This window comes from Mycobacterium shunyiense, from assembly GCF_058270075.1.
Genome location: NZ_JBZDPU010000040.1, coordinates 1 through 22,838 on the forward strand (window position 1 = coordinate 1; position 22,838 = coordinate 22,838).

3 protein-coding genes are annotated in these 22,838 nt (G+C 64.7%); all 3 read left to right on the forward strand.

Annotation, left to right across the window (positions count from 1 at the left end; all coding sequences use genetic code 11):
* Window positions 1-9,117 (forward strand): amino acid adenylation domain-containing protein (locus AC4ELH_RS30520; RefSeq protein WP_498888524.1); only part of this gene is annotated, 9,117 nt, incomplete at its 5' end.
* Between the two features lie 191 nt (window positions 9,118-9,308).
* On the forward strand, window positions 9,309-21,362 hold the full coding sequence (locus tag AC4ELH_RS30525) for a non-ribosomal peptide synthetase (RefSeq protein ID WP_498889488.1): 12,054 nt from the start codon (window positions 9,309-9,311) through the stop codon (window positions 21,360-21,362).
* 119 nt (window positions 21,363-21,481) lie between these two features.
* Window positions 21,482-22,822 carry a wax ester/triacylglycerol synthase domain-containing protein gene (locus tag AC4ELH_RS30530; RefSeq protein WP_448449162.1) on the forward strand — a complete coding sequence of 447 codons (1,341 nt, stop codon included), beginning with the start codon at window positions 21,482-21,484 and terminating at the stop codon, window positions 22,820-22,822.
* Window positions 22,823-22,838: the final 16 nt, after the last annotated feature.

A 22,838-nucleotide genomic window follows, 5' to 3' on the forward strand; every position in this document is an offset into this window, starting at 1 on the left:
ATCTACGCCCAGGTCCTCGGGTTGGAACGGGTCGGCATCGACGACTCCTTCTTCGACCTCGGCGGCGACTCCCTGACGGCGATGCGACTGATCGCAGCCGTCAACGCCGGCTTCGACGCCGAAGTCAGTGTCCGTACCTTGTTCGACGCGCCCACCATCGCCCAACTCGCACCGCACATCAAGGCGGGCTCGAGCGGACGTCAGCGGTTGGTCGCCCAACAGCGACCGGACGTCATTCCGCTGTCCTACGCGCAACAGCGGTTGTGGTTCTTGGAGCAGTTGCAGGGGCCGTCGTCGATCTACAACATGGCGGTGGCATTGCGGCTCGACGGCAACCTGGACGCGGCTGCGCTGGGACAGGCATTGGCCGATGTGGTGGGGCGGCACGAGAGCCTGCGCACGAAGTTCGGGGTCGCCGACGGGATTCCTCAGCAGTTGGTCGTGCCGGCCGCACAAGCAGAACTGGGCTGGCAGGTTGTCGACGCCACCGGGTGGTCGGCGGATCGGTTGGAGGAGGCGGCAGGAGTTGTCGGGCGGCGGCACTTTGACCTCACGCAGGAAATCCCATTGCGGGCAACGCTCTTCCGGATAGCTGAGGATCAACACGTTCTGGTGGCGGTGGTCCACCACATCGCTGCCGATGGTTGGTCGATCACGCCATTCGTGGCGGATCTGGGCTCGGCCTACGGAAGCCGCTGTGCCGGCCGGGCCCCGGAGTGGGCGCCGTTGTCGGTGCAGTACGCCGATTACACGTTGTGGCAGCACGATTGGCTGGGGTCGGCATCTGATCCGGACAGTGTGATTGCCACACAGCTGGCCTATTGGGAACAAGAACTGACCGATCTGCCTGAGCGTCTCGAGCTGCCGACTGATCGGCCGTATCCGCCGGTGGCCGACTACCAGGGTTCCAGTGTGGTGGTGGATTGGCCTGCCGAACTGCAGCAACAGGTGGCACGCGTCGCCCGCGAGCACAACTCGACGAGCTTCATGGTGGTCCAGGCCGCGCTGGCAGCGCTGCTCTCAGAGCTGAGTGCCAGTTCCGATGTGGCGGTGGGAATCGCAACTGCCGGCCGAAGCGATCCGGGCCTCGATGAGCTGGTCGGCTTCTTCGTCAACACTCTCGTGCTACGGCTGGACCTGGGCGGTGACCCCACAGTTTCTGATCTGTTGGACCAGGTACGCCAACGCGGGTTGGCAGCGTTCGAGCATCAGGACGTGCCGTTCGAGGCACTTGTCGAGCGACTCAACCCGACCCGGAGCCTGACCCACCACCCACTCGTGCAGGTGATGGTGTCATGGCAGAACTTCGCCGCCGAGCAAGCTTCTAGTCTGAACCTGGGTGACGTGCGAGCCACACCGATGGATGCAGAAACCCGAACCGCCCGTATGGATCTGGTGTTCTCGCTGGCTGAACGCTTCAACGACGCGGGCGCCCCGGCCGGCATCGGCGGCGTGGTGGAGTTCCGCACCGACGTATTCGACGCGGCGAGCGTTCGCACACTCGTCAAGAGGCTGCAACGTGTATTGGCGGCGATCACGGCTGACACTGCTCAGCGGTTGTCGGCTGTGGGTGTGCTTGATGCTGCTGACTGTGCTCGGTTGGATGAGGTTGGTCATCGGGCGGTGTTGATGCGGCCGGTGGTGGAGTCTTCGATTCCGGCAGTGTTCGCAGCCCGTGTGCAGAGCGCACCCGACGCGGTGGCGGTGCGTTTCGAGGGTCGCGCGTTGTCGTATCGCGAGTTGGATGAGGCGTCGAATCGGTTGGCACGCTTGCTGACCGAGTATGGTGCTGGGCCCGGTGAGTGTGTTGCCTTGATGCTGGAACGCTCGGCGCAGGCTGTGGTGGCGATCTTGGCAGTGCTCAAGTCTGGTGCGGCGTATTTGCCGATTGATCCGGCGCATCCTGATGCTCGGGTTGAGTTCATGCTGGCTGATGCGGGGCCGGTGGCTGTGCTGACCACGGCTGTGTTGGCGGGGCGGCTTGGCGGATCCGGTGTCGCGGTGGTCGAGGTCGACGATCGGCGTATCGATGCGCAGTCCTCAGGCGCGTTGCCGGGTACATCTGCTGATGATGTGGCGCACATCATTTACACGTCGGGCACCACGGGGACGCCGAAAGGTGTTGCGGTTACGCATCAGAACGTGACGCGGTTGTTCGACGGTATGGATGTGGGTGTCGAGTTGGGGCCGCAGCAGGTGTGGTCGCAGTGTTCGTCGTTGGCTTTTGATTATTCGGTGTGGGAGATCTGGGGTGCGCTGTTGCATGGTGGGCGTCTGGTGGTGGTGCCTGAGCAGACCACGCGTTCGCCGCGGGATTTGGAGGCGTTGGTTGTTGCTGAGGGCGTGACGGTGTTGAGTCAGACGCCTTCTGCGGTCGGAATGCTCTCACCGGAGAAGCTGAAGTCGGTGTCGGCGTTGATGGTGGCGGCTGAGGCGTGTCCGGCCGATGTGGTGGATCGGTGGGCGCCGGGTCGGGTGTTGATCAATGGGTATGGTCCGACCGAGACGACGGTGTATGCCACGATCAGTGCCCCGTTGCAGCCCGGTTCAGGGGTCGTCCCGGTGGGTGTGCCGGTGCCCGGCGCTGGTTTGTTCGTTCTGGACCGGTCGCTTCGTCCGGTTGCTCCTGGCGTGGTGGGAGAACTTTATGTGGCCGGTCGCGGTGTAGGTATCGGCTATGTACGGCGTGCGGGCCTGACCGCCGCTAGGTTCGTGGCGTGCCCGTTCGGCGCACCCGGTGCTCGGATGTATCGGACCGGGGACCTGGTCTCGTGGGGTCCGGATGGGCAGTTGCGGTATTCCGGGCGTGCCGATGAGCAGGTCAAGATCCGCGGCTACCGCATCGAACTCGGCGAAATTCAAACGGCGCTGGCCGGTCTCGATGATGTGCAGCAAGCCGTGGTGATCGTCCGCGAGGACCGTCCCGGGGACAAGCGGTTGGTCGGCTACATCACCGGTTCAGCTGATCCCGTGGTGGTCCGCGCACAGCTGTCGCAGCGGCTGCCGGCCTACATGGTGCCCGCGGCCGTGGTGGCTCTTGATGCGTTGCCGTTGACGGTCAACGGCAAGCTGGACAAGCGGGCCCTGCCCGCGCCGGAATACACCGGCACCGATCACTATCGGGCTCCGAGCACGGCTACCGAGGAAATCCTGGCCGGTATCTACGCCCAGGTCCTCGGGTTGGAACGGGTCGGCATCGACGACTCCTTCTTCGACCTCGGCGGCGACTCCCTGTCTGCCATGCGGTTACTCGCCGCGGTGAACAGTCACCTTGACGTCGATATGGGTGTGCGTACCTTGTTCGACGCACCGACCGTCGCCCAACTCGCGCTGCGCCTCGTTTCGGGCTCGAGCGGACGTCGGCCGCTCGTGCCTCAACAGCGCCCGGACATCATCCCGTTGTCGTATGCGCAACAACGCCTGTGGTTCCTCAACCGGTTCGAGGGCGGGGTGGCGACATACAACATGCCGATCGCGTTCCGGATCAACGGAGCGGTGGATCTCGGGGCGCTCGAATCGGCTCTCGACGACGTGATCGATCGCCACGAGTCGCTGCGCACGGTGTTCCCCGACATCGACGGTGTGCCCTCACAAAAGGTTCTGCCCGCACAACCGGGGTTGTGGCGACGCGGAGGACCGGCAGTGGTGAAGGTGGCTGCGGACCAAGAAGCTGCCGTCATGGGCGAGTTGGTCGCCTTGGCGGGGTATCGGTTCGATCTGGCAACCGAGATCCCGATCCGGGCCCAGATCTACTCCGTCGGCCCCGAACAGTACGTCCTGGGAATCGTCCTGCACCACATCGCCTTCGACGGATGGTCGATGGCTCCCATGGTCAAGGATGTCGGTGCCGCGTACGCGGCCCGCTGCGCGGGAAAGGTTCCGGCCTGGACGCCGCTGCCGGTGCAGTACGCCGATTACTCGCTGTGGCAGCGCGAGCATCTGGGCGACCTGGAGGATCCGGGCAGCCGGATCGCAGAGCAGTTGTCCTATTGGCGTAAAGAGCTGGCGGGTCTGCCAGAGGTGGTATCGCTGCCCACCGATCGGCCCCGTCCTCCGGCGCCGAGCTACCGCGGCGACGGCGTCGATCTGCGCATCGATCCCGATACCTGGGCGGGTATCAAAGCGGTTGCCGCAGAACACAACGTCACTACCTCGATGGTCTTGCAGGCCGTCATGTCCGTCGTACTGCACCGGGCCGGTGTCGGTGAGGACATCGCATTGGGGACACCGATCGCCGGACGCAACGATCAGGCCCTACAGGAGCTGGTCGGGTTCTTCGTCAACACCTGGGTGTTGCGGGTCGGGCTGAACTCGCAGCAGAGGTTCAGCGATGTTCTCGATCAGGTGCGGCAGAAAGCGCTGGACGGTTACAGCAATCAGGACGTGCCCTTCGAGTTGCTGGTCGAGCAACTCAACCCGACCCGGTCCACATCGCACCACCCACTGTTCCAGGTGGCCCTGGTGTTCCAGAACAACGTGCGTCCCGAGGTGGCCTTGGAAGGCGCCGGCATCGAGCCGATGTCGATGGTCACCCGCACCGCCAAGTTCGACCTCGACGTGGACATCAGGGAGGTTCCCGACGAGCTTTCGGGTGCCCCGATGGCTGCAGGTGTGCTGACCTACGCGACCGACCTGTTCGACCGGTCCACCATCGAGCGTCTGGTGGGCTGGTTCGGCAAGGTGGTTTCAGCCGTGGCGGCTGACTCGTCGGTCGTGGTCGGCGAGGTGGGCTTGCTCGATGGCGCCGAGCGTGATCTGGTGCTGCACCGGTGGTCTGGTGCCAGTGTCGACGCGCAGGTGGGCCTGGCTCCGGAGTTGTTGGCGACGGCCGTCGCGGCGGATCCTGACGCTCTGGCAGTGGTGGACCACCCGCGGGAGTACACGTATCGCCAACTCGACGAGATCTCCAACCGGCTGGCACGGGTATTGATCGAGGCGGGCGTTGGCCCCGAGCGCGCGGTCGGCGTGGCGTTGGGCCGATCTGCCGAGTTGGTGATCGCCTGGTGGGCGGTCCTCAAGGCCGGTGGAGTGTATGTGCCGGTCGATCGAACCCACCCTGCTGAGCGGATCGCCACGGTACTGGACACCGTCGAAGCCGTGTGTGTGCTGGCTCGTGGTGATGATCCTGTGGCCGGAACGGGGACGCGGCCGGTAATCGATATCGACGCGCTGGATCTTTCGAGCAGCTCCGCAGAGCCGGTCACCGACGCTGACCGCTTGGCGCCGTTGAGTGTTGACGATGCCGCGTACGCGATCTTCACCTCAGGATCCACCGGTACGCCGAAGGGGGTGGCGATCAGCCACGCCGGTGTTCTGGGAGTGGCTGCAGCTCATCGTGAGTTGTTCGGTGTGACGCCGGGGGCTCGAGTGCTGATGGTGGCCGCGCCGACGTTCGATGCCTCGGTCTTCGAATGGCTGTGGGCAGTGGCCTCGAGGGCGGCGCTGGTGGTGGCTCCGCCGGATTCCTACGCTGGCGACGCGCTGGCGGCCGTGATCGAGGAACAGCAGGTCGAGGCCGCATTGATCACCCCGACCGTGGTGGCCACTCTGGACCGGAGCCGTCTGTCCGGATTGACGACGCTGGTGACCGGTGGCGAGGCGTGCCCGGCTGAGTTGGTGGCCGCGTGGGCCCCCGGGCGGCGGATGTTCAATGCCTATGGGCCGACCGAGGTGACGATCTGGGCCACCTGGAGTGCGCTGTCGGCCGGACAGCCTGTGCGCATCGGCGCCCCGGTGCCGGGCACGTGCGCGTTGGTGTTGGATGCCCGGCTGAACCCGACGCCGGTCGGAGTGGTTGGCGAGCTCTACCTGGCCGGACCGGTGCTGGCTCGGGGTTATGTGGGACGGCCCGATCTGACTGCGGATCGCTTCGTGGCCAATCCTTTTGGGGTTCCGGGGACGCGGTTGTACCGCACCGGTGACCTGGTGCGCTGGACCGAATCGGGCAGCCTGGAATACCTCGGACGCGCGGACGCGCAGGTCAAGCTGCGTGGCCAGCGCCTGGAACTGGGCGAGATCGAGAACACCCTATTGGCCTGCCCGCAAGTCAATCGGGCTGCCGCCGCGGTATTCCACACCGATGCGGCGGATCACCTGGTCGCGTATGTCGCATTGGAGCGGGCCAGCAACGCTGACCACGATGCGGAAGTCGTCGATCAGTGGCAACACGTCTACGACGAGCTCTACGACGCCGACCTCGACGTGGTTGAATTCGGAAGCGATTTCCGAGGCTGGAACAGCAGCTACACCGGCGACCCCATTCCGCTGGATCAGATGGAGGAGTGGCGCTCTGCGGCGGTGAACCGGATTCTGTCACTGCGGCCACAGCGGGTGCTGGAGCTCGGCGTCGGTTCGGGTCTCGTACTTTCACAGATCGCTCCCAAGTGCGGGGAGTACTGGGGCACAGACTTCTCCGCGCCGACCATACGGACGCTCGAATCGGCAGTGGCCGGACAACCGTGGGGAGACCGGGTCCGGTTGCGGGTGCAGGCCGCAGACGTGGTCGACGGGCTGCCTGCCGGGTACTTCGACACGATCATCATCAACTCGGTCATCCAGTACTTCCCGAATTCGGCGTACCTCACCGAGGTGATGGACAACGCCATGGGCCTGTTGGCCCCCGGCGGAACACTGTTTGTCGGTGACGTGCGAAATCACAGCCTGCAGGGCGCCTTCCAGACCGGTATCGCGTTGGCGCGCATCGGGTCCGATACCGACACCGACGATCTTCGTCAGCGAGTTCAACGCGCAGTCCTCGGTGAGCCGGAGTTGCTGCTGGCCCCCGAGTTCTTCACGATCTGGGCAGCTGAGAACCCCGCGGTGGGCGGGATAAGCGTCCAGGTCAAGCGCGGTGAAGCCGACAACGAGCTGACCCGTTACCGCTATGACGTCACCGTCCACAGGTCATCCGACGGAGTCCTTTCTCTCGAGGAGGTGCCCACCTGGGATTGGGCCGAGTGCGCGGGGCTGAGCGGATTGCACGCCGAGTTGACGGCCCAGCGGCCGGCAACCGTACGGGTCACCGCGATCCCGCGTGCGGGTGTGATGGCCGATGTGATCGTCGAACAAGCTCTTGCCGACGGACATTCGGTGACCGATGCGTTGGTAGAGGCGGAGATTGCGGCCAACCCCGCGAACGTCGTCACACCCGAGGTGCTGTACCGGCTCGGTGAGGACGCGGGGTACCGGGTGGCGGTCACCTGGGGGCCCGACCCCGGCACTGTGGACGCAGTGTTCGTTGCCGGCACTGAGGACGGGGAGATTCCGGTACTGACCGATCTGTATCTGCCCCCGGCCGGTTCACACAAGCGCAGCGCTTACGCCAATGATCCCGATACCAACAGCAAGGTGAGCGAGGTGCGCCAATGGTTGGCCGCGCGTTTGCCCGAATACATGGTGCCGAGCCAGATCGTGGTGCTCGACGAGTTCCCGCTGACTTCCTCTGGCAAGACCGACCGCAAGGCCCTTCCAGAGCCGGTGTTCACGGCGACCACGTTCCGGTCACCTCAGACGCCGACGGAGAAGACGGTCGCCGAGGTCTTCGCCGAGGTTCTGGGTCTCGATCAGGTCGGGCTCGACGACGATTTCTTTGCCCTCGGCGGCGACTCGCTCATCGCGATCCGCGTCAGCGCACGCCTTCAGTCTGCGCTCGGCAAGGATGTCCCGGTCCGCTACCTGTTCGATGCGCCGACCGTAGGGCGGCTGGCTGTCTGCCTGGACCGGCAGCAGGGCGACGCAGCCCGCCCGCCTCTGCAGGTGATGCCACGTCCGCAGACCATCCCCCTGTCGTACGCCCAGCAGCGGCTGTGGTTCTTCGACCAATTGAACGGCCCTTCACCGGTTTACAACCTGGCCGTGGGATTGCGTCTGAGCGGAGATCTCGACACCGCTGCGCTCGGCCAGGCGTTGGTCGATGTGGTGGGTCGACACGAAAGCCTGCGCACACTGTTCACCCTCGCCGGTGAGGCACCCCAGCAGTTTGTGGTACCGGCTGAGGACGCCCGCATGTCCTGGGAGGTGGTGGATGCAGTTGGTTGGGCAGCCGACCGCCTGGCCGATGCAGCCGGCGCGGTAGCGCGTCATTCGTTCGATCTGTCGACGGAATTGCCTTTGAGGGCAAGCTTGTTCCGCGTTGCAGAGAACGAGCATGTGCTGGTGGCCGTGGTACACCACATCGCTGCCGATGGCTGGTCGGTGACCCCGCTCGTGGCCGACCTCGGCGCCGCCTACGCCAGGCGCAGCGAGGGCGAAGCACCTGATTGGTCACCTTTGCCCGTGCAGTACGCGGACTACACACTTTGGCAGCGTTCGTATCTGGGTGATCTCACAGACCGCGACAGCCGCATCTCCGGGCAACTGGCGTATTGGGAAGAGGCGTTGGCCGGACTGCCGGAGCGGTTGGAGTTGCCGACAGATCGGCCGTACCCGCCGGTCGCCGACTACCGGGGCGCGAGCCTGGTGGTGGATTGGCCGGCCGACCTGCAGCAGCGCATCGCCCGGCTGGCTCGGCTGCAGAACGCGACCAGTTTCATGGTGGTACAAGCCGGGTTGGCGCTGCTGCTGTCGAAGCTAGGCGCGACTTCGGATGTCGCGGTAGGTATTTCGATCGCCGGTCGCAATGACCCCGCGTTGGACGACCTGGTGGGATTCTTCGTCAACACCCTGGTGCTGCGGGTCGACTTCTCCGGAGATCCGACCATTGGTGAGCTGCTTGAGCAGGTAAGACAACGAGGTCTGGCAGCCTTCGAGCACCAGGATGTGCCGTTCGAGCTTGTGGTGGACCGGCTCAACCCGACTCGCAGCCTGACCCATCACCCGTTGGTGCAGATCATGTTGTCCTGGCAGAACCTGGCCTGGCAGCACAGCGCGGACACCGCAGGCGGTCTGACGCTGGGCGACGTCCGGGTGACACCGCTGCCCGCGCAGACCCACACCGCACGTACAGATCTGACCTTTGCGTTGGGAGAACGCTGGACTGAGACCGGCGAGCCGGCCGGGATTGGAGGGACTGTGGAATTTCGCACCGACGTTTATGACGAGGCCACCGTTGTGCGGTTGATCGATCGGTTGCGAAAAGTCTTGGTGGCGATGACGGCCGAGGTGGAGGCCTCATCGTGACTGCCGACCTGAGCCGGCGGTTGTCGTCGATGGATTTCCTCGATGAGGACGAGCACGTTCAGCTGTATGCATGGGGCAATCGCGCGGTACTGAACGAACCGGTGGCGGTGTCGGCGTCGATTCCTGGGTTGTTCGCGGTGCAGGTGGCCCGTGCACCGGAGGCGGTGGCGGTGGTCTTCAAAGGCCGATCGATGACCTATGCGGAACTTGACGAGGCATCGAACCGCCTGGCACAGAGGTTGGTCACTCTCGGGGTGGGCCCGGGTGAGCGGGTGGCGTTGTTGTTCCCTCGCTCCATCGAAGCGATCGTTTCCATTGTCGCGGTGTTGAAGTCGGGGGCTGCCTATCTGCCGATCGACCCGATGCATCCCGATGCGCGCATTCAGTTCATGCTCGCCGACGCCGAACCTGCCGTGGCGATCACGAACACGGGCTTGATGGACCGATTTGCAGAGTGCGATCTGGAGGTCCTTGATTTCGACGATGTACATCAGCACAACGGGGAGAGGCAGGAACTGCCCGCACCGACGGCTGACGGCGTCGCGTATTTGATCTACACGTCGGGGACGACGGGCCGCCCGAAGGGTGTGGCGATCACTCACTCCAATGTGGTGCGGTTGCTGGAGACGCTGGACGCGGAGGTCGGCCTGGCGGGTCAGGTGTGGACGCAGTGTCATTCGTTGGCTTTTGACTACTCGGTCTGGGAGATCTGGGGGGCGTTGCTGTATGGCGGCCGGTTGATCGTGGTGCCGGAGTCCGTGACGCAGGCACCAGAAGATCTATATGCGCTGCTGGTTGCCGAGCAGGTCACCATGTTCAGCCAGACGCCGTCGGCGTTCTACGCGTTGCAGGCTGCGGATGCGTTGCAACCGGAGCCGGGTGGTCAGTTGAAGCTGGAGACGGTGGTCTTCGGTGGGGAAGCTCTTGAGCCACAGCGGCTTCGGGGGTGGTTGGATCGTCATCCGAGTTCGCCGCGGTTGATCAACATGTATGGCATCACCGAGACGACGGTGCACGCGTCGTTCCGGGAGATCGTCTCCGGTGATGCTGAGGGCAGTGTCAGCCCGATCGGTGTGCCGTTGGCTCATCTAGGGTTCTTTGTGCTGGATTCGTCGCTGCAACCGGTGCCGGTGGGTGTGGTGGGTGAGTTGTATGTGGTCGGCGCGGGTTTGGGATGCGGTTATTGGCGCCGTGGTGGACTGAGTGCGACAAGGTTTGTGGCGTGCCCGTTTGGTGGGGCGGGTGCGCGGATGTATCGGACCGGCGATCTGGCGTCGTGGGGTCCCGATGGCCAGTTGCGGTATGGCGGGCGTGCTGATGAGCAGGTCAAGATTCGTGGCTATCGAATCGAGTTGGGGGAGATCCAAACCGCGTTGGCGGAGGTCGACGGGGTAGGCCAGGCGGCGGTGATCGCCCGGGAAGACCGCCCCGGCGATAAACGTCTGGTCGGCTACATCACCGGCAGCGCAGACCCGGTCGAGGTTCGTGCGGCCCTGTCGGAGCGGTTGCCCGGCTACATGGTGCCCACCGCGGTGGTGGTACTGGACACCTTGCCGCTGACGGTCAACGGCAAGCTCGACCGCCGCGCGCTACCGGCACCTGAGTACGTCGATGTCGATCGGTACCGGGCTCCGAGTACACCCACCGAGGAAATCCTGGTCGGGATCTACGCGCAGGTATTGGGTCTGGAGCAGGTCGGGGTTGATGACTCGTTTTTCGACCTGGGTGGGGATTCGCTGTCGGCGGCGCGGTTGATCAATGCCATCAACGCCAGTTTGGATGCTGAGCTGGCGGTGCGGGCGGTGTTCGAGACCCCGACCGTGGCCGGGCTTGCGGCGCGTGTAGGTGAGAGTTCGGGTGGGCGTGAACCGTTGGTGGCCCAGCTACGCCCCGCAGTCATTCCGCTGTCGTATGCCCAGCAGCGGCTGTGGTTCCTCGACCAACTAGAGGGTCCATCACCGATCTACAACATGGCGGTGGCACTACAGATCACCGGACAGCTGAACACTGACGCACTCGGTGCGGCGCTGGCCGATGTGGTGGAGCGCCACGAGTCTCTGCGCACGGTGTTCCGGTCGACCAAGGGCATCCCGGAGCAGGTGGTGATACCGGCAGAGGAAGCCGATTGCGGTTGGCGAGTGGTCGACGCCGGCGGGTGGTCGGTGACCGAATTGCGTGAAGCCATCGGCGAGATGGCAGGCCACGCCTTCGATCTGGGCAGCGAGGCACCTTTGCGGGCCGCGCTTCTAAGGGTGAACGAGGACGAGCACGTCCTGGTCGCCGTGGTGCACCACATCGCTGCCGACGGCTGGTCCGTGGCCCCGCTTATCGCCGACCTGCAAATGGCGTATGCCTGCCGGTCCGCGGGACAAGCGCCGGGCTGGACGCCGTTGCCGGTGCAATATGTCGACTACTCCCTATGGCAACGCGCGTATCTGGGCGACCTGAGCGACACCGACAGCCGCATCTCGGGGCAGGTGGCGTATTGGGAAAACGCGTTGGCCGGGCTTCCCGAACGCCTGGAACTTCCCACCGACCGCCCCTACCCGCCGGTGGCCGATCACCGCGGCGCCAGCATGCCGGTGTCATTGCCGGCTGAATTGCACAAGCGGATACGTCAAGTTGCGCGGGAACACAATGCCACGACGTACATGGTGGTCCAGGCCGCGCTGACGACGTTGTTGTCGAAGCTCAGTGCGACTTCTGATGTGGCCGTGGGAGTTCCGATCGCAGGTCGTGGCGATGCGGCGCTCGATCAGTTGGTGGGATTCTTCGTCAACACGCTGGTGCTGCGAGTGGACCTGTCCGATGACCCGACTGCTGCCGAGTTGCTGGCCCAGGTGCGCCAACGCAGCCTGGCCACGCTTGAGCATCAAGACGTGCCGTTCGAAGTACTCGTTGATCGGCTCAAGCCGACCCGGTCGCTGGCCCATCACCCGCTGGTCCAGGTGGCGCTGGCCTGGCAGAACTTCACCACCGACACCGCGACCGAAGCCACTCTGGGGGAGGCGCAGGTCAGTCCGCTGCCGGTGGACACCCACGTGGCCCGGATGGACCTCACGTTCTCCTTGGCTGAACGGTGGGACGACGCCGGCAACCCCGCAGGGATCGGCGGCACGGTGGAGTTCCGGACCGACGTGTTCGACGCGGCCGGTATCGAGACCATGATCGAGCGGCTGGCGCGCGTCGCAGAGGCGCTGATCGATGATCCGACGCGGCGGCTGTCGTCGGTCGATGTGCTGGATGTCGTCGAACATGCTCGCCTCGACGAGGTCGGTAACCGCGCCGTATTGGCCGAGTCCCCGGTCCCTGTGCTGTCGATTCCGGGGCTGTTCGCCGCTCAGGTCGCCCGCGCACCTGAGGCGGTGGCCGTGAGTTTCGATGGTCGTTCGATGACCTATCGCGAGCTCGACGAAGCGTCGAACCGGCTGGCGCACTGGCTGGTTGACTTTGGCGCCGGTCCGGGTGAATGTGTGGCGGTATTGGTGCCACGGTCGGTTGAGGCGATCGTCGCGATTCTGGGAGCGTTGAAGTCGGGGGCGGCATACGTGCCGGTCGATCCGATGCATCCCGATACGCGAATCCAGTTCATGCTTGGCGATGCGGCTCCGATTGTCGCGGTGACCACCGCCGGATTGCGGGCGCGGCTGGAAGGAATCGACCTGACCGTCGTAGACGTTGCCGACCCAGCGATCGATGCGCAATCCAGTACCGCACTGCGGGGACCGGTTTCAGATGATGTCGCGTATTTGATCTACACCTCGGGGACGACCGGTGTTCCCAAGGGCGTGGCGATCAGCCATCGGAATGTGGCTCGGTTGTTGGGGACCTTGGACGCCGAGTTGGGGCTGGCGGGTCAGGTATGGACGCAGTGCCATTCGTTGGCATTCGACTATTCGGTGTGGGAGATCTGGGGAGCGCTGCTGTTCGGCGGCCGGCTGGTCGTGGTGTCAGAGTCGGTGACACGATCTCCGGAGGACTTGCTCAGCTTGCTTGTTGCCGAACAGGTGACGGTATTGAGTCAGACACCGTCGGCGTTCTATGCCTTGCAGTCGGTAGACACGTTGCAGCCTGAACTGGGCCGTCAGTTGAAGTTGGAGACGGTGATCTTCGGTGGGGAAGCGCTTGAACCACAGCGCCTTCGACCGTGGTTCGAGGGACATTCAGGTTCCACTCGGCTGATCAACATGTATGGCATCACCGAGACGACCGTGCACGCCTCGTTCCGGGAGATCGTGGCCAGTGACGTCGAGGGCAGCGCGAGCCCGATCGGTGTGCCGTTGGACCACCTCGGGTTCTTCGTGCTGGATTCGTCGCTGCAACCGGTGCCGGTGGGTGTGGTGGGTGAGTTGTACGTCGTCGGCGCCGGGCTGGGATTCGGTTACTGGCGCCGCGGCGGACTGAGCGCGACGAGATTCATGGCGTGCCCGTTCGGCGGGACAGGAACCCGGATGTATCGGACCGGCGATCTCGCCTCGTGGGGCCCTGACGGCCAGTTGCGCTATCTGGGGCGTGCTGATGAGCAGGTCAAGATTCGCGGTTACCGCATCGAACTGGGCGAAATCCAATCTGCCCTGGAAGATCTGGACGGGGTGAGACAAGCCGAGGTCATAGCCCGAGAAGACCGCCCCGGCGACAAGCGCCTCGTCGGCTACATCACCGGGAGCGCGGACCCGGTCGCGGTTCGTGCGGCATTGTCGGAGCGGTTGCCCGGCTACATGGTGCCCGCGGCGGTGGTGGTACTCGAGGCGTTGCCCTTGACGGTAAACGGCAAACTCGACAAACGCGCTCTGCCGGCCCCCGACTACGCCAACGGTCAGGAGTACCGCGCTCCGGCAACTCCCGTCGAGGAACTGCTCGCCGGAATCTATGCGCAGGTGCTCGGTCTGGAACGGGTCGGGGCGGATGACTCCTTCTTCGACCTGGGCGGTGACTCGCTGTCGGCGATGCGGTTGATCAATGCGGTCAATGCCGGTCTGGAAACAGATCTCGCAGTTCGGGCAGTGTTCGAGGCGCCCACGGTGGCACAGCTTGCGTCGCGTGCAGGCCAAAGTTCGGGGCGGCGTGAACCGCTGGTGGCCCGACAACGCCCCGAAGCCCTCCCGCTGTCATTTGCCCAGCAGCGACTGTGGTTCCTCGACCAGCTCGAGGGACCGTCACCGATCTACAACATGCCGACCGCGTACCGGATCACCGGCGGACTCGACGTTGATGCGCTCGCTGCGGCACTGACCGATGTGGTCGAGCGCCACGAGGCTCTGCGCACGGTGTTCCCGGCGGTCGACGGTGTGCCTCGACAGGTCGTGGTGCCGGCGGGACAGGCCGATCCGGGATGGCAGTTCGTCGATGCGGAGGACTGGTCCGCGGATCAGCTCCACGACGCGATTCGTGCGACCGTCGGATACAACTTCGACCTGTCCGCTGAGATCCCGTTGAGAGCAACCCTTTTCCGCACGGGCGAGGGCGAACATGTGCTGGTTGCGGTGGTCCATCACATTGCCGGGGATGGCTGGTCGATCGGGCCGCTCGTGCGTGACATCGGGATGGCCTACGCGAGCCGGTGTGCGGGACTGGCTCCCGACTGGGCGCCGTTACCGGTGCAATATGCGGATTACACGCTGTGGCAGCGGTCGTATCTGGGTGATCTGACTGATCCGGACAGCCGGATTTCTGGTCAGTTGGCCTATTGGGAGCAGGCATTGGCCGGGCTGCCCGAGCGTCTGGAGCTGCCCACCGACCGGCCGTATCCGCCGGTGGCCAACTACCACGGGGCCAGTCTCGCGATGGAGTGGCCGGTCGAGTTACAGCAGCAGATAGCGCGGGTGGCGGCCGAGCACAATGCCACCAGCTTCATGGTGGTACAGGCTGCCCTGGCTGTGCTGTTGTCAACTCTCAGCGGGAATTCGGATGTTGCAGTGGGATTCCCCATTGCAGGGCGTACCGATCCAGCATTGGATGAGTTGGTCGGCGTCTTTGTCAACACACTGGTGTTACGTGTCGAACTCGACGGTGATCCGTCCGTCGGTGACTTGTTGGCCGAGGTACGGAAACGTAGCCTGGCTGCCTACGAGCACCAGGATGTGCCCTTCGAGATGGTTGTCGACCGGCTCAACCCGTCTCGCAGTTTGACCCACCACCCACTGGTCCAGGTGATGATGGCCTGGCAGAACCTGACCGAGCAGGACGGCGACCGCGCAGCGTCGACGAGCTTGGGCGGCATGCAGGCCACCCCGCTGGAAGCGGACACTCAGACGGCCCGCATGGATCTGATGATCTCGTTGGCAGAACGCTGGAGCGCCGGTGAGCCCGCCGGCATCACCGGGGCCGTGGAGTTCCGCACCGATGTGTTCGATACCGCCACCATTCAGCGCTTCGCCGAGCGACTGACCCGTGCGGTCCAAGCCCTGACGGCCGATCCATCAGCGACGTTGTCGTCAGTGAACTTGCTCGAGGCAGGTGACCACGCCCACCTCGACGAATGGGGCAACCGGGCGGTGCTGTCCGAGTCGGTGGTCGCCAGGTCGATTCCGGCAATGTTCGCCGAACAGGTGGCACGGGACCCCGCCGCAGTCGCGGTGGTGTGCGGCGAGAGTTCGTGGACGTATCGCGAGCTCGACCAGGCGTCGAATCGCCTGGCACACCTGCTTGTTGGCCATGGTGCCGGCTCGGGCGAATGTGTGGCGCTGCTGCTCAACCATTCGGCCGAGGCGATCGTCGCGATCCTGGCAGTGCTCAAGTCGGGGGCAGCGTACCTGCCCATCGACCCGATGGTGCCGGACGCGCGGGTCGAATTCATGCTGACCGACGCCGGCCCGGTCGCGGCGGTCACCACATCCGAGTTGCGGACACGGTTGGATGGGTGTGACCTGAGTGTCATCGACATCGCGGACGCGCGGATCGAGACGCAACCAGACACAGCGTTGCGAGGACCGAAGGCAGATGACCTCGCCTACCTGATCTATACCTCGGGAACCACCGGCGTTCCGAAGGGCGTGGCGATCACTCACCAGAATGTGACGCAGTTCCTCGGCGCCGTGGACCCGGCCCTGGTCGGTCCTGGAACCGTTTGGTCGCAATGGCATTCGCTGGTGTTCGACGTCTCCGTGTGGGACATCTTCTGCGCCCTGCTGCACGGCGGCCGGTTGGTGGTGGTGCCGGAGGAGGTGGCCCGTTCGCCGCAGGACTTGCACGACTTGTTGGTGAGCCAGAAGGTCAGCGTGTTGAGTCAGACACCGTCGGCGGCGGGGATGCTCTCACCGGACGGCTTGGAGGCCACCACGTTGGTGGTCGCCGGGGAAGCCTGCCCGACCGAGTTGGTGCAACGTTGGGCACCGGGACGGGTGCTGATCAACGCGTATGGGCCAACCGAGGCCACGGTGTACGCCGCGATCAGTGCGCCCTTGAAAGCCGAAGGGGCGGTGCCGAACATCGTTCCGATCGGTTCGCCGGCACCCGGCGCCGCGTTGTTCGTCCTTGATCGCTGGCTGCGGGAGGTGCCCCCAGGCGTTGTGGGGGAGTTGTATGTGGCCGGCCGTGGCGTCGGGGTGGGTTACGTCGGTCGGGCCGGGTTGACCGCATCGCGTTTCGTCGCTTGCCCGTTCGGCGGCGCGGGGACGCGGATGTACCGGACCGGCGATCTGGTGCGCTGGGGCAGTGACGGGCAGATGCAGTATCTCGGTCGCGCCGATGAGCAGGTAAAGATCCGCGGCTACCGGATCGAACTAGGCGAAATCCAGGTCGCACTGGCTGATCTGGTTGGCGTGGAACAGGCTGTCGTCGTCGCCCGCGAGGATCACCCCGGCGAGAAGCGACTCGTCGGCTACGTGACAGAGACGGCGCCGGGACTGGTCGACCCGGCTCAGGCCCGAGCCGAGCTGGCTGAGCACCTTCCGACTTACATGGTGCCTGCCGCCGTGGTGGTGGTCGACGCAATACCGTTGACCGTCAACGGCAAATTGGACAGGCGCGCGCTGCCGGCACCGGAATACATCGATGCCGACAGCTATCGTGCCCCGACCACCCCGGCCGAGGAGATCCTGGCCGGTATATTCGCTCAAGTATTGGGTTTGGATCGGGTCGGAGTCGACGACTCGTTCTTCGATCTCGGCGGTGACTCCTTGTCAGCCATCCGGCTGATCAATGCCGTCAACACCGCATTCGACACTGATCTGGCAGTCCGCGCGGTATTCGACGCGCCGGCCGTCGCGCAGCTCGAACCGCGAATCGCCATGGGTGTGGGAGGACGGACGCCGTTGGCCCCCGTGCCTCGGCCTGCTGTGGTGCCGTTGTCGTATGCCCAGCAGCGGTTGTGGTTCTTGGACCAATTGCACGGTCCTTCCCCGATTTACAACATGCCGATGATGTACCGGGTCACCGGATTGGACGTCGATGCGCTCCACCTTGCCCTGGCCGATGTGGCGGCCCGGCATGAGAGTCTGCGTACGGTCTTCCCCGAGGTCGACGGTGTCCCCCGGCAGGTGGTCATTCCAGCCGACCAGGCCGATTTCGGGTGGCAGGAGGTTGACGCCGCGGATTGGCCCGCGAAGGAGCTCGCAACCGCCATCGATGCGGCGATACGGCACCCCTTCGATCTGAACAACGAGATCCCGATCTGGGCAAGGCTTTTCCGCGTCTCTCACGATGAGCATGTGCTGGTTGCGGTGGTGCACCACATTGCCGGGGACGCTTGGTCGTTCGCACCGCTGGCCCGTGATGTCGCCGTCGCCTACGCCTCGCGCTGCAGCGGCCAGGCGCCGGAGTGGTCTCCTCTGCCGGTGCAGTACGTGGATTACACACTGTGGCAGCGGGAGCAGCTCGGTGACCTGTCCGACCCCGAGAGCCGCATCAGGGGGCAACTGGCCTACTGGCAGGACGCGCTGGCCGGCCTGCCTGACCGCCTCGAGTTGCCTACGGACCGCCCGTACCCGGCGGTCGCCGATCACAGCGGAGCTGTCGTCGAAGTGGAGTGGCCGGCGGAACTGCAGCAGCGGGTGGCTGCGGTTGCGAGGGAGCACAACGCGACCAGCTTCATGGTGGTGCAGGCTGCGTTGGCGGTGCTGTTGTCGAGTTTGAGTGCCAGTTCCGATGTGGCGGTCGGTTTCCCGATTGCGGGGCGTAATGATCCCGCCTTGAATGATCTGGTCGGGTTCTTCGTGAACACTTTGGTGCTGCGGGTCGACCTGGCCGACGACCCCACCGTAGGCGAACTGCTGGGGCAGGTACGTCAGCGCAGCCTGGCAGCGTATGAGCATCAGGACGTGCCGTTCGAGGTGTTGGTAGACCGGCTCAACCCGAGCCGCAGCCTGAGCCATCACCCACTGATCCAGGTGATGTTGGCCTGGCAGAACCCGGCGAATGCGTCCGGTTCCGAGCCGGCGGTGGGTGATGTGCAGGCTGCGGCACAGATGGCCGAAACCCATACCGCACGTATGGATCTGGTTTTTGCTCTCGGAGAAAGGTACGACGCGGAGGACGCCTGGGCCGGGATCGGTGGTTCGGTCGAGTTCCGCACTGATGTGTTCGACGCCGGCACGATCGAGGTGATCGTGGGGCGGTTGGAGCGGATTCTGGCGGCGATGACGGCCGATCCGGACCAGCGCTTGTCGTCCATCGATGTGTTGGACACCGACGAGCATGCCCGTCTCGATGAGCTCGGAAACCTGGCCGCGCTGACCGCACCGGCGAGGATCGCGGGCTCGATTCCGGAGGTGTTCGCCCATCAGGTGGCTCGGGTGCCGGATGCCGCAGCCGTCACCTTCGAGGGCAGGTCCATGTCGTATCGAGAACTCGACGAAGCCTCGAATCGGCTGGCGCACCTCCTTACCGGTCATGGTGCCGGCCCCGGTGAGTGTGTGGCGTTGGTGCTGAATCGTTCGGTTGACGCGATTGTGGCGATCTTGGCGGTGTTGAAGACAGGTGCGGCGTACTTGCCGTTGGATCCGGCGTACCCAGACGCACGGATCGCCGTGGTGGTCGGTGATGCCCGGCCGGTGGCCGCGGTCACTGCAGGTGCGTTGGCGGCGCGGCTGGACCAGCTGGGTGTGGCCGTTGTCGATGTGGCGGACCGGCGGATCGTCATGCAACCGAGCAGCGCGCTGTCAATGCCGGCTGCCGATGATGTGGCGTACGTGATCTACACGTCGGGCACGACGGGTGTGCCGAAGGGAGTGGCCGTCCCGCACAGCAACGTCACCGGGTTGCTGACGTCGTTGGATGTGGGGTTGCCGACCGCGGGGGTGTGGTCACAGTGGCACTCGTATGCCTTTGACGTGTCGGTGTGGGAGATCTTCGGTGCGCTGCTGAGCGGTGGCCGATTGGTGGTGGTGCCTGATGCGCTGGTGGGTTCACCGGATGAGTTGCACGACTTGCTGGTTGCAGAGCAAGTGACGGTGCTGAACCAGACGCCGTCGGCTGCCGCGGCGCTGTCGTCGGAGAGTTTGGAGTCTGCGGCGTTGGTGGTGGCCGGTGAGGCGTGCCCGGCCGAGTTGGTGGATCGGTGGGCACTGGGCCGGTTGATGATCAACGGTTACGGCCCGACGGAGACGTGGTACACGTCGTTCAGTGCCCCGTTGGCGGCAGGGTCGGGTGTGGTGCCGATCGGAAGGCCGGTGCCGGGTGCGGCGTTCTTCGTGTTGGACCGGTGGTTGCGTCCGGTGCCCGCCGGTGTCGTCGGGGAGTTGTATGTGGCCGGGTCCGGCCTGGCCGCCGGGTACCAGCGTCGGGGTGGGTTGACGGGGTCGCGATTCGTCGCGTGTCCGTTCGCCGCGGGGGAGCGGATGTATCGCACCGGAGATCTGGTGCGTTGGGGTGTCGACGGTCAGTTGCAGTATCTGGGCCGGGCTGATGAGCAGGTCAAGATTCGCGGGTATCGCATCGAGTTGGGTGACGTGCGCGCGGTGCTGGCCGGTCTGGAGGGGGTGGAGCAGGCGGCCGTCATCGCTCGAGAAGATCGCCCCGGCGACAAGCGGCTGTTCGGGTACATCACCGGTAAGGCAGACCCGGCCGAAATCCGGGCTGCCATGGCGACACGGTTACCGGCCTATATGGTGCCTGCGGCGGTAATGGCGGTCGACAGTTTGCCGTTGACGGTCAACGGGAAGTTGGATCGTCGCGCCCTCCCGGTGCCGGAGTATGTCGATGCTCGGCAGTACCGTGCCCCGGAAACGCTCACCGAGGAGATCCTGGCCGGCATCTACGCCGAAGTCCTGGGCCTGGAGCGAGTCGGGGTCGACGATTCGTTTTTCAACCTCGGAGGGGACTCGCTGTCGGCGATGCGGGTGATCGCGGCCGCCAACACCAGCCTCGACGCCGAGTTGGCGGTGCGGGTCATGTTCGATGCGCCGACGGTGCGTGGTTTGGCCCAGCAAGTGGGTCGCGCCGAGAGTTCGCGGGAAGTGGTCCCGGTCGAGGTGCTCAAGCCGGGCAATGGCGTGCCGTTGTGTTGCGTGCATGACGGATTCGGGTTGAGTTGGTCGTACCGGGCGTTGGGCCAGTACGTGGAGGGCCCGATCGTCGGAATCAACCGGGCGCCGGCCGATGGCGAATCCGAGGCACAGTCGATCCACGCCATGGCGGAGAGCTACGCCGATCGGCTTCAGAAGCTGTATCCGGTTGGGCCATACCGGATTCTGGGCTGGTCGTTTGGTGGAGTGGTGGCTCATGCGTTGGCCGTCGAGCTTCAGCGGCGGGGGTGTGAGGTTCAGCGTCTGGTGCTGCTCGATGGCTTGTTGAACCCGAACAGGTTCTGGAAACGCATCACCAGGAGGATCGCGAAGAATCAGGCAGTGGCTGAAGGATGGGTGCTGGATTACATCCTGCGGACCAACAAGGTCCGGGTGCCTGTGCATTTCGGGCTGCTGTCCTATTCGCGGGTGGCCGACATCATTGCCCGGCACGGGGCCAGTCCTCCGTCCCGGCAGTTGGTGAAGTTCATGGCCCGCAGCGTGAGTGCGGGGCAGTTGTTCCTTCTCGATCATCAGCCCGAACTTTTTGACGGTGACGTCGTGATGTTCTCGGCTGCCCGACCTCGATGCGAGGAGGCCGACGGGAACGGAATCATGCCGAGGTTGGCGCGTCTGCGTAACCGCAGGGCAGCCGGAGCGCTGCTGCACAGTTGGCGCCCTTATGTTTCCGGGAGGATCACGGTGCGACCGGTTGGCTGCACCCACTTCGAAATGTTCACCCCCGAAGCACTGGGTGAATATGTCGAACAGCTGAGGTCTGTCCTGGAAAGTGATTCGGACTAGATACGTGACGATGCTCTTGCGCACCAGCGTTGAGCGGCTGACGTGGGGACGGTGATCACCAAATGGGTACCACTTACAAGCACGAGGCGCGCGAATCCGACACGGATACGGTTCCGAAAATGAGCAACGTCCTCGACGTGCTCGATCAGCGTACGTTCGATCTCGGGTTGGCGATCGGGGTCAACAGTCTCCTGCAGAGCGCCTGGATATATGACCGCCCGGTCGATATCGAAGGTCTTCGCCAGTTCCACGACCATCTTCGGCGGGGACGGTTGTCCCGCGTCATCGAGCGTTCACCACTGCCCTTCGGCCGACACCGCTGGGTGGCGTCGGACAATTCGTCCGAGCTCGAGATCGTCGAGACACCCAGACCGCGTGAAGAATTCGATGACTGGCTCAGCGAGCAGATCAACACTCCTCTCGATTGCGAGGGTGGACCCGGCTGGCACCTCGCAGTGCTCCCGTTCACCGATGGCGGCTCAGGCGTGAGCTTGGTCGTCTCACATTGCCTCATCGACGGAGTCGGTCTCTGTGAGGCGCTGGCTGATGCCGCACTCGGCCGTGACGATCCGATCAGCTGGCCTGCTGCCGAATCGCGCGGTCGTTGGCGAGCTGTGAGTCAGGACGCCTGGCAAACCGTGCGCGACATTCCCGCCATGGCGCGGGGTGTTGTCGCCGCGATTCGGCTGGCCCGGCGCAGTCAGGAAGGGGCAGCAGCTGCAACCCCGGCCACTTCGCCGACCACCGACTCACCTGCGCCGGCCGCTCTCTCCGGCGAATCGGTACCGGTCCCGATGGCAACGGTCCTCGTCGATGCCGACGAATGGGATTCTCGCGCAGAGGCGCTCGGCGGGACCAGTAACACCCTTCTTGTGGGATTGGCGGCTCGGCTGGCCCATCGCGCAGGACGCGTCGGCGCAGACGGGTCGGTGGTCGTCATGATGCCGGTGAACCAGCGCGCCGACGGAGATACCCGTGCCAACGCGCGAAGTAGCGTCGCCGTCACGGTTGATCCCGCACTGGCGACCACGGATCTGCGGGAGATCCGGGCTGCGGTCAAAGAAGCGCTGACCCGTCACGGGCAGGTGCCTGATGAGGAACACGCAGTGAATGCCATCATCCCCCTGCTGCCGAAGCGGTTCCTCGGAGCCACATCTCGTGTCGGTTCACCCAACCAGGTCGGTTCGTCCAACCTCGGTGTGGTCAACCCGGCCGCCAGCCGGGTGGATGGTACGGACGCCGACCACTTCGCCGTAAAAGTTCTCCCGTACCTGGGGCTGACAGAGGCGATGCTCCATCGGTTCGGCGGGACCCAGTCATTTTTGTCCGGGAGGGCGAACGGACAGGTGTTCGTATCGGCGCATTCCTACCTCCCTGGCGGTACCAACTCGAATGAGTGCTTGCAGCAGAACCTTTCGAGTGCGTTGAGCGACTTCTCCCTTATCGGAACACTTTTCTGAACACTGGATCAACTTT

Bases quoted from the DNA above. Each gene is read 5' to 3' on its own strand.
- AC4ELH_RS30525 (WP_498889488.1), top strand. From the start codon at position 9,309: ATGACCTATGCGGAACTTGACGAGGCATCGAACCGCCTGGCACAGAGG.
- AC4ELH_RS30530 (WP_448449162.1), top strand. From the start codon at position 21,482: ATGAGCAACGTCCTCGACGTGCTCGATCAGCGTACGTTCGATCTCGGG.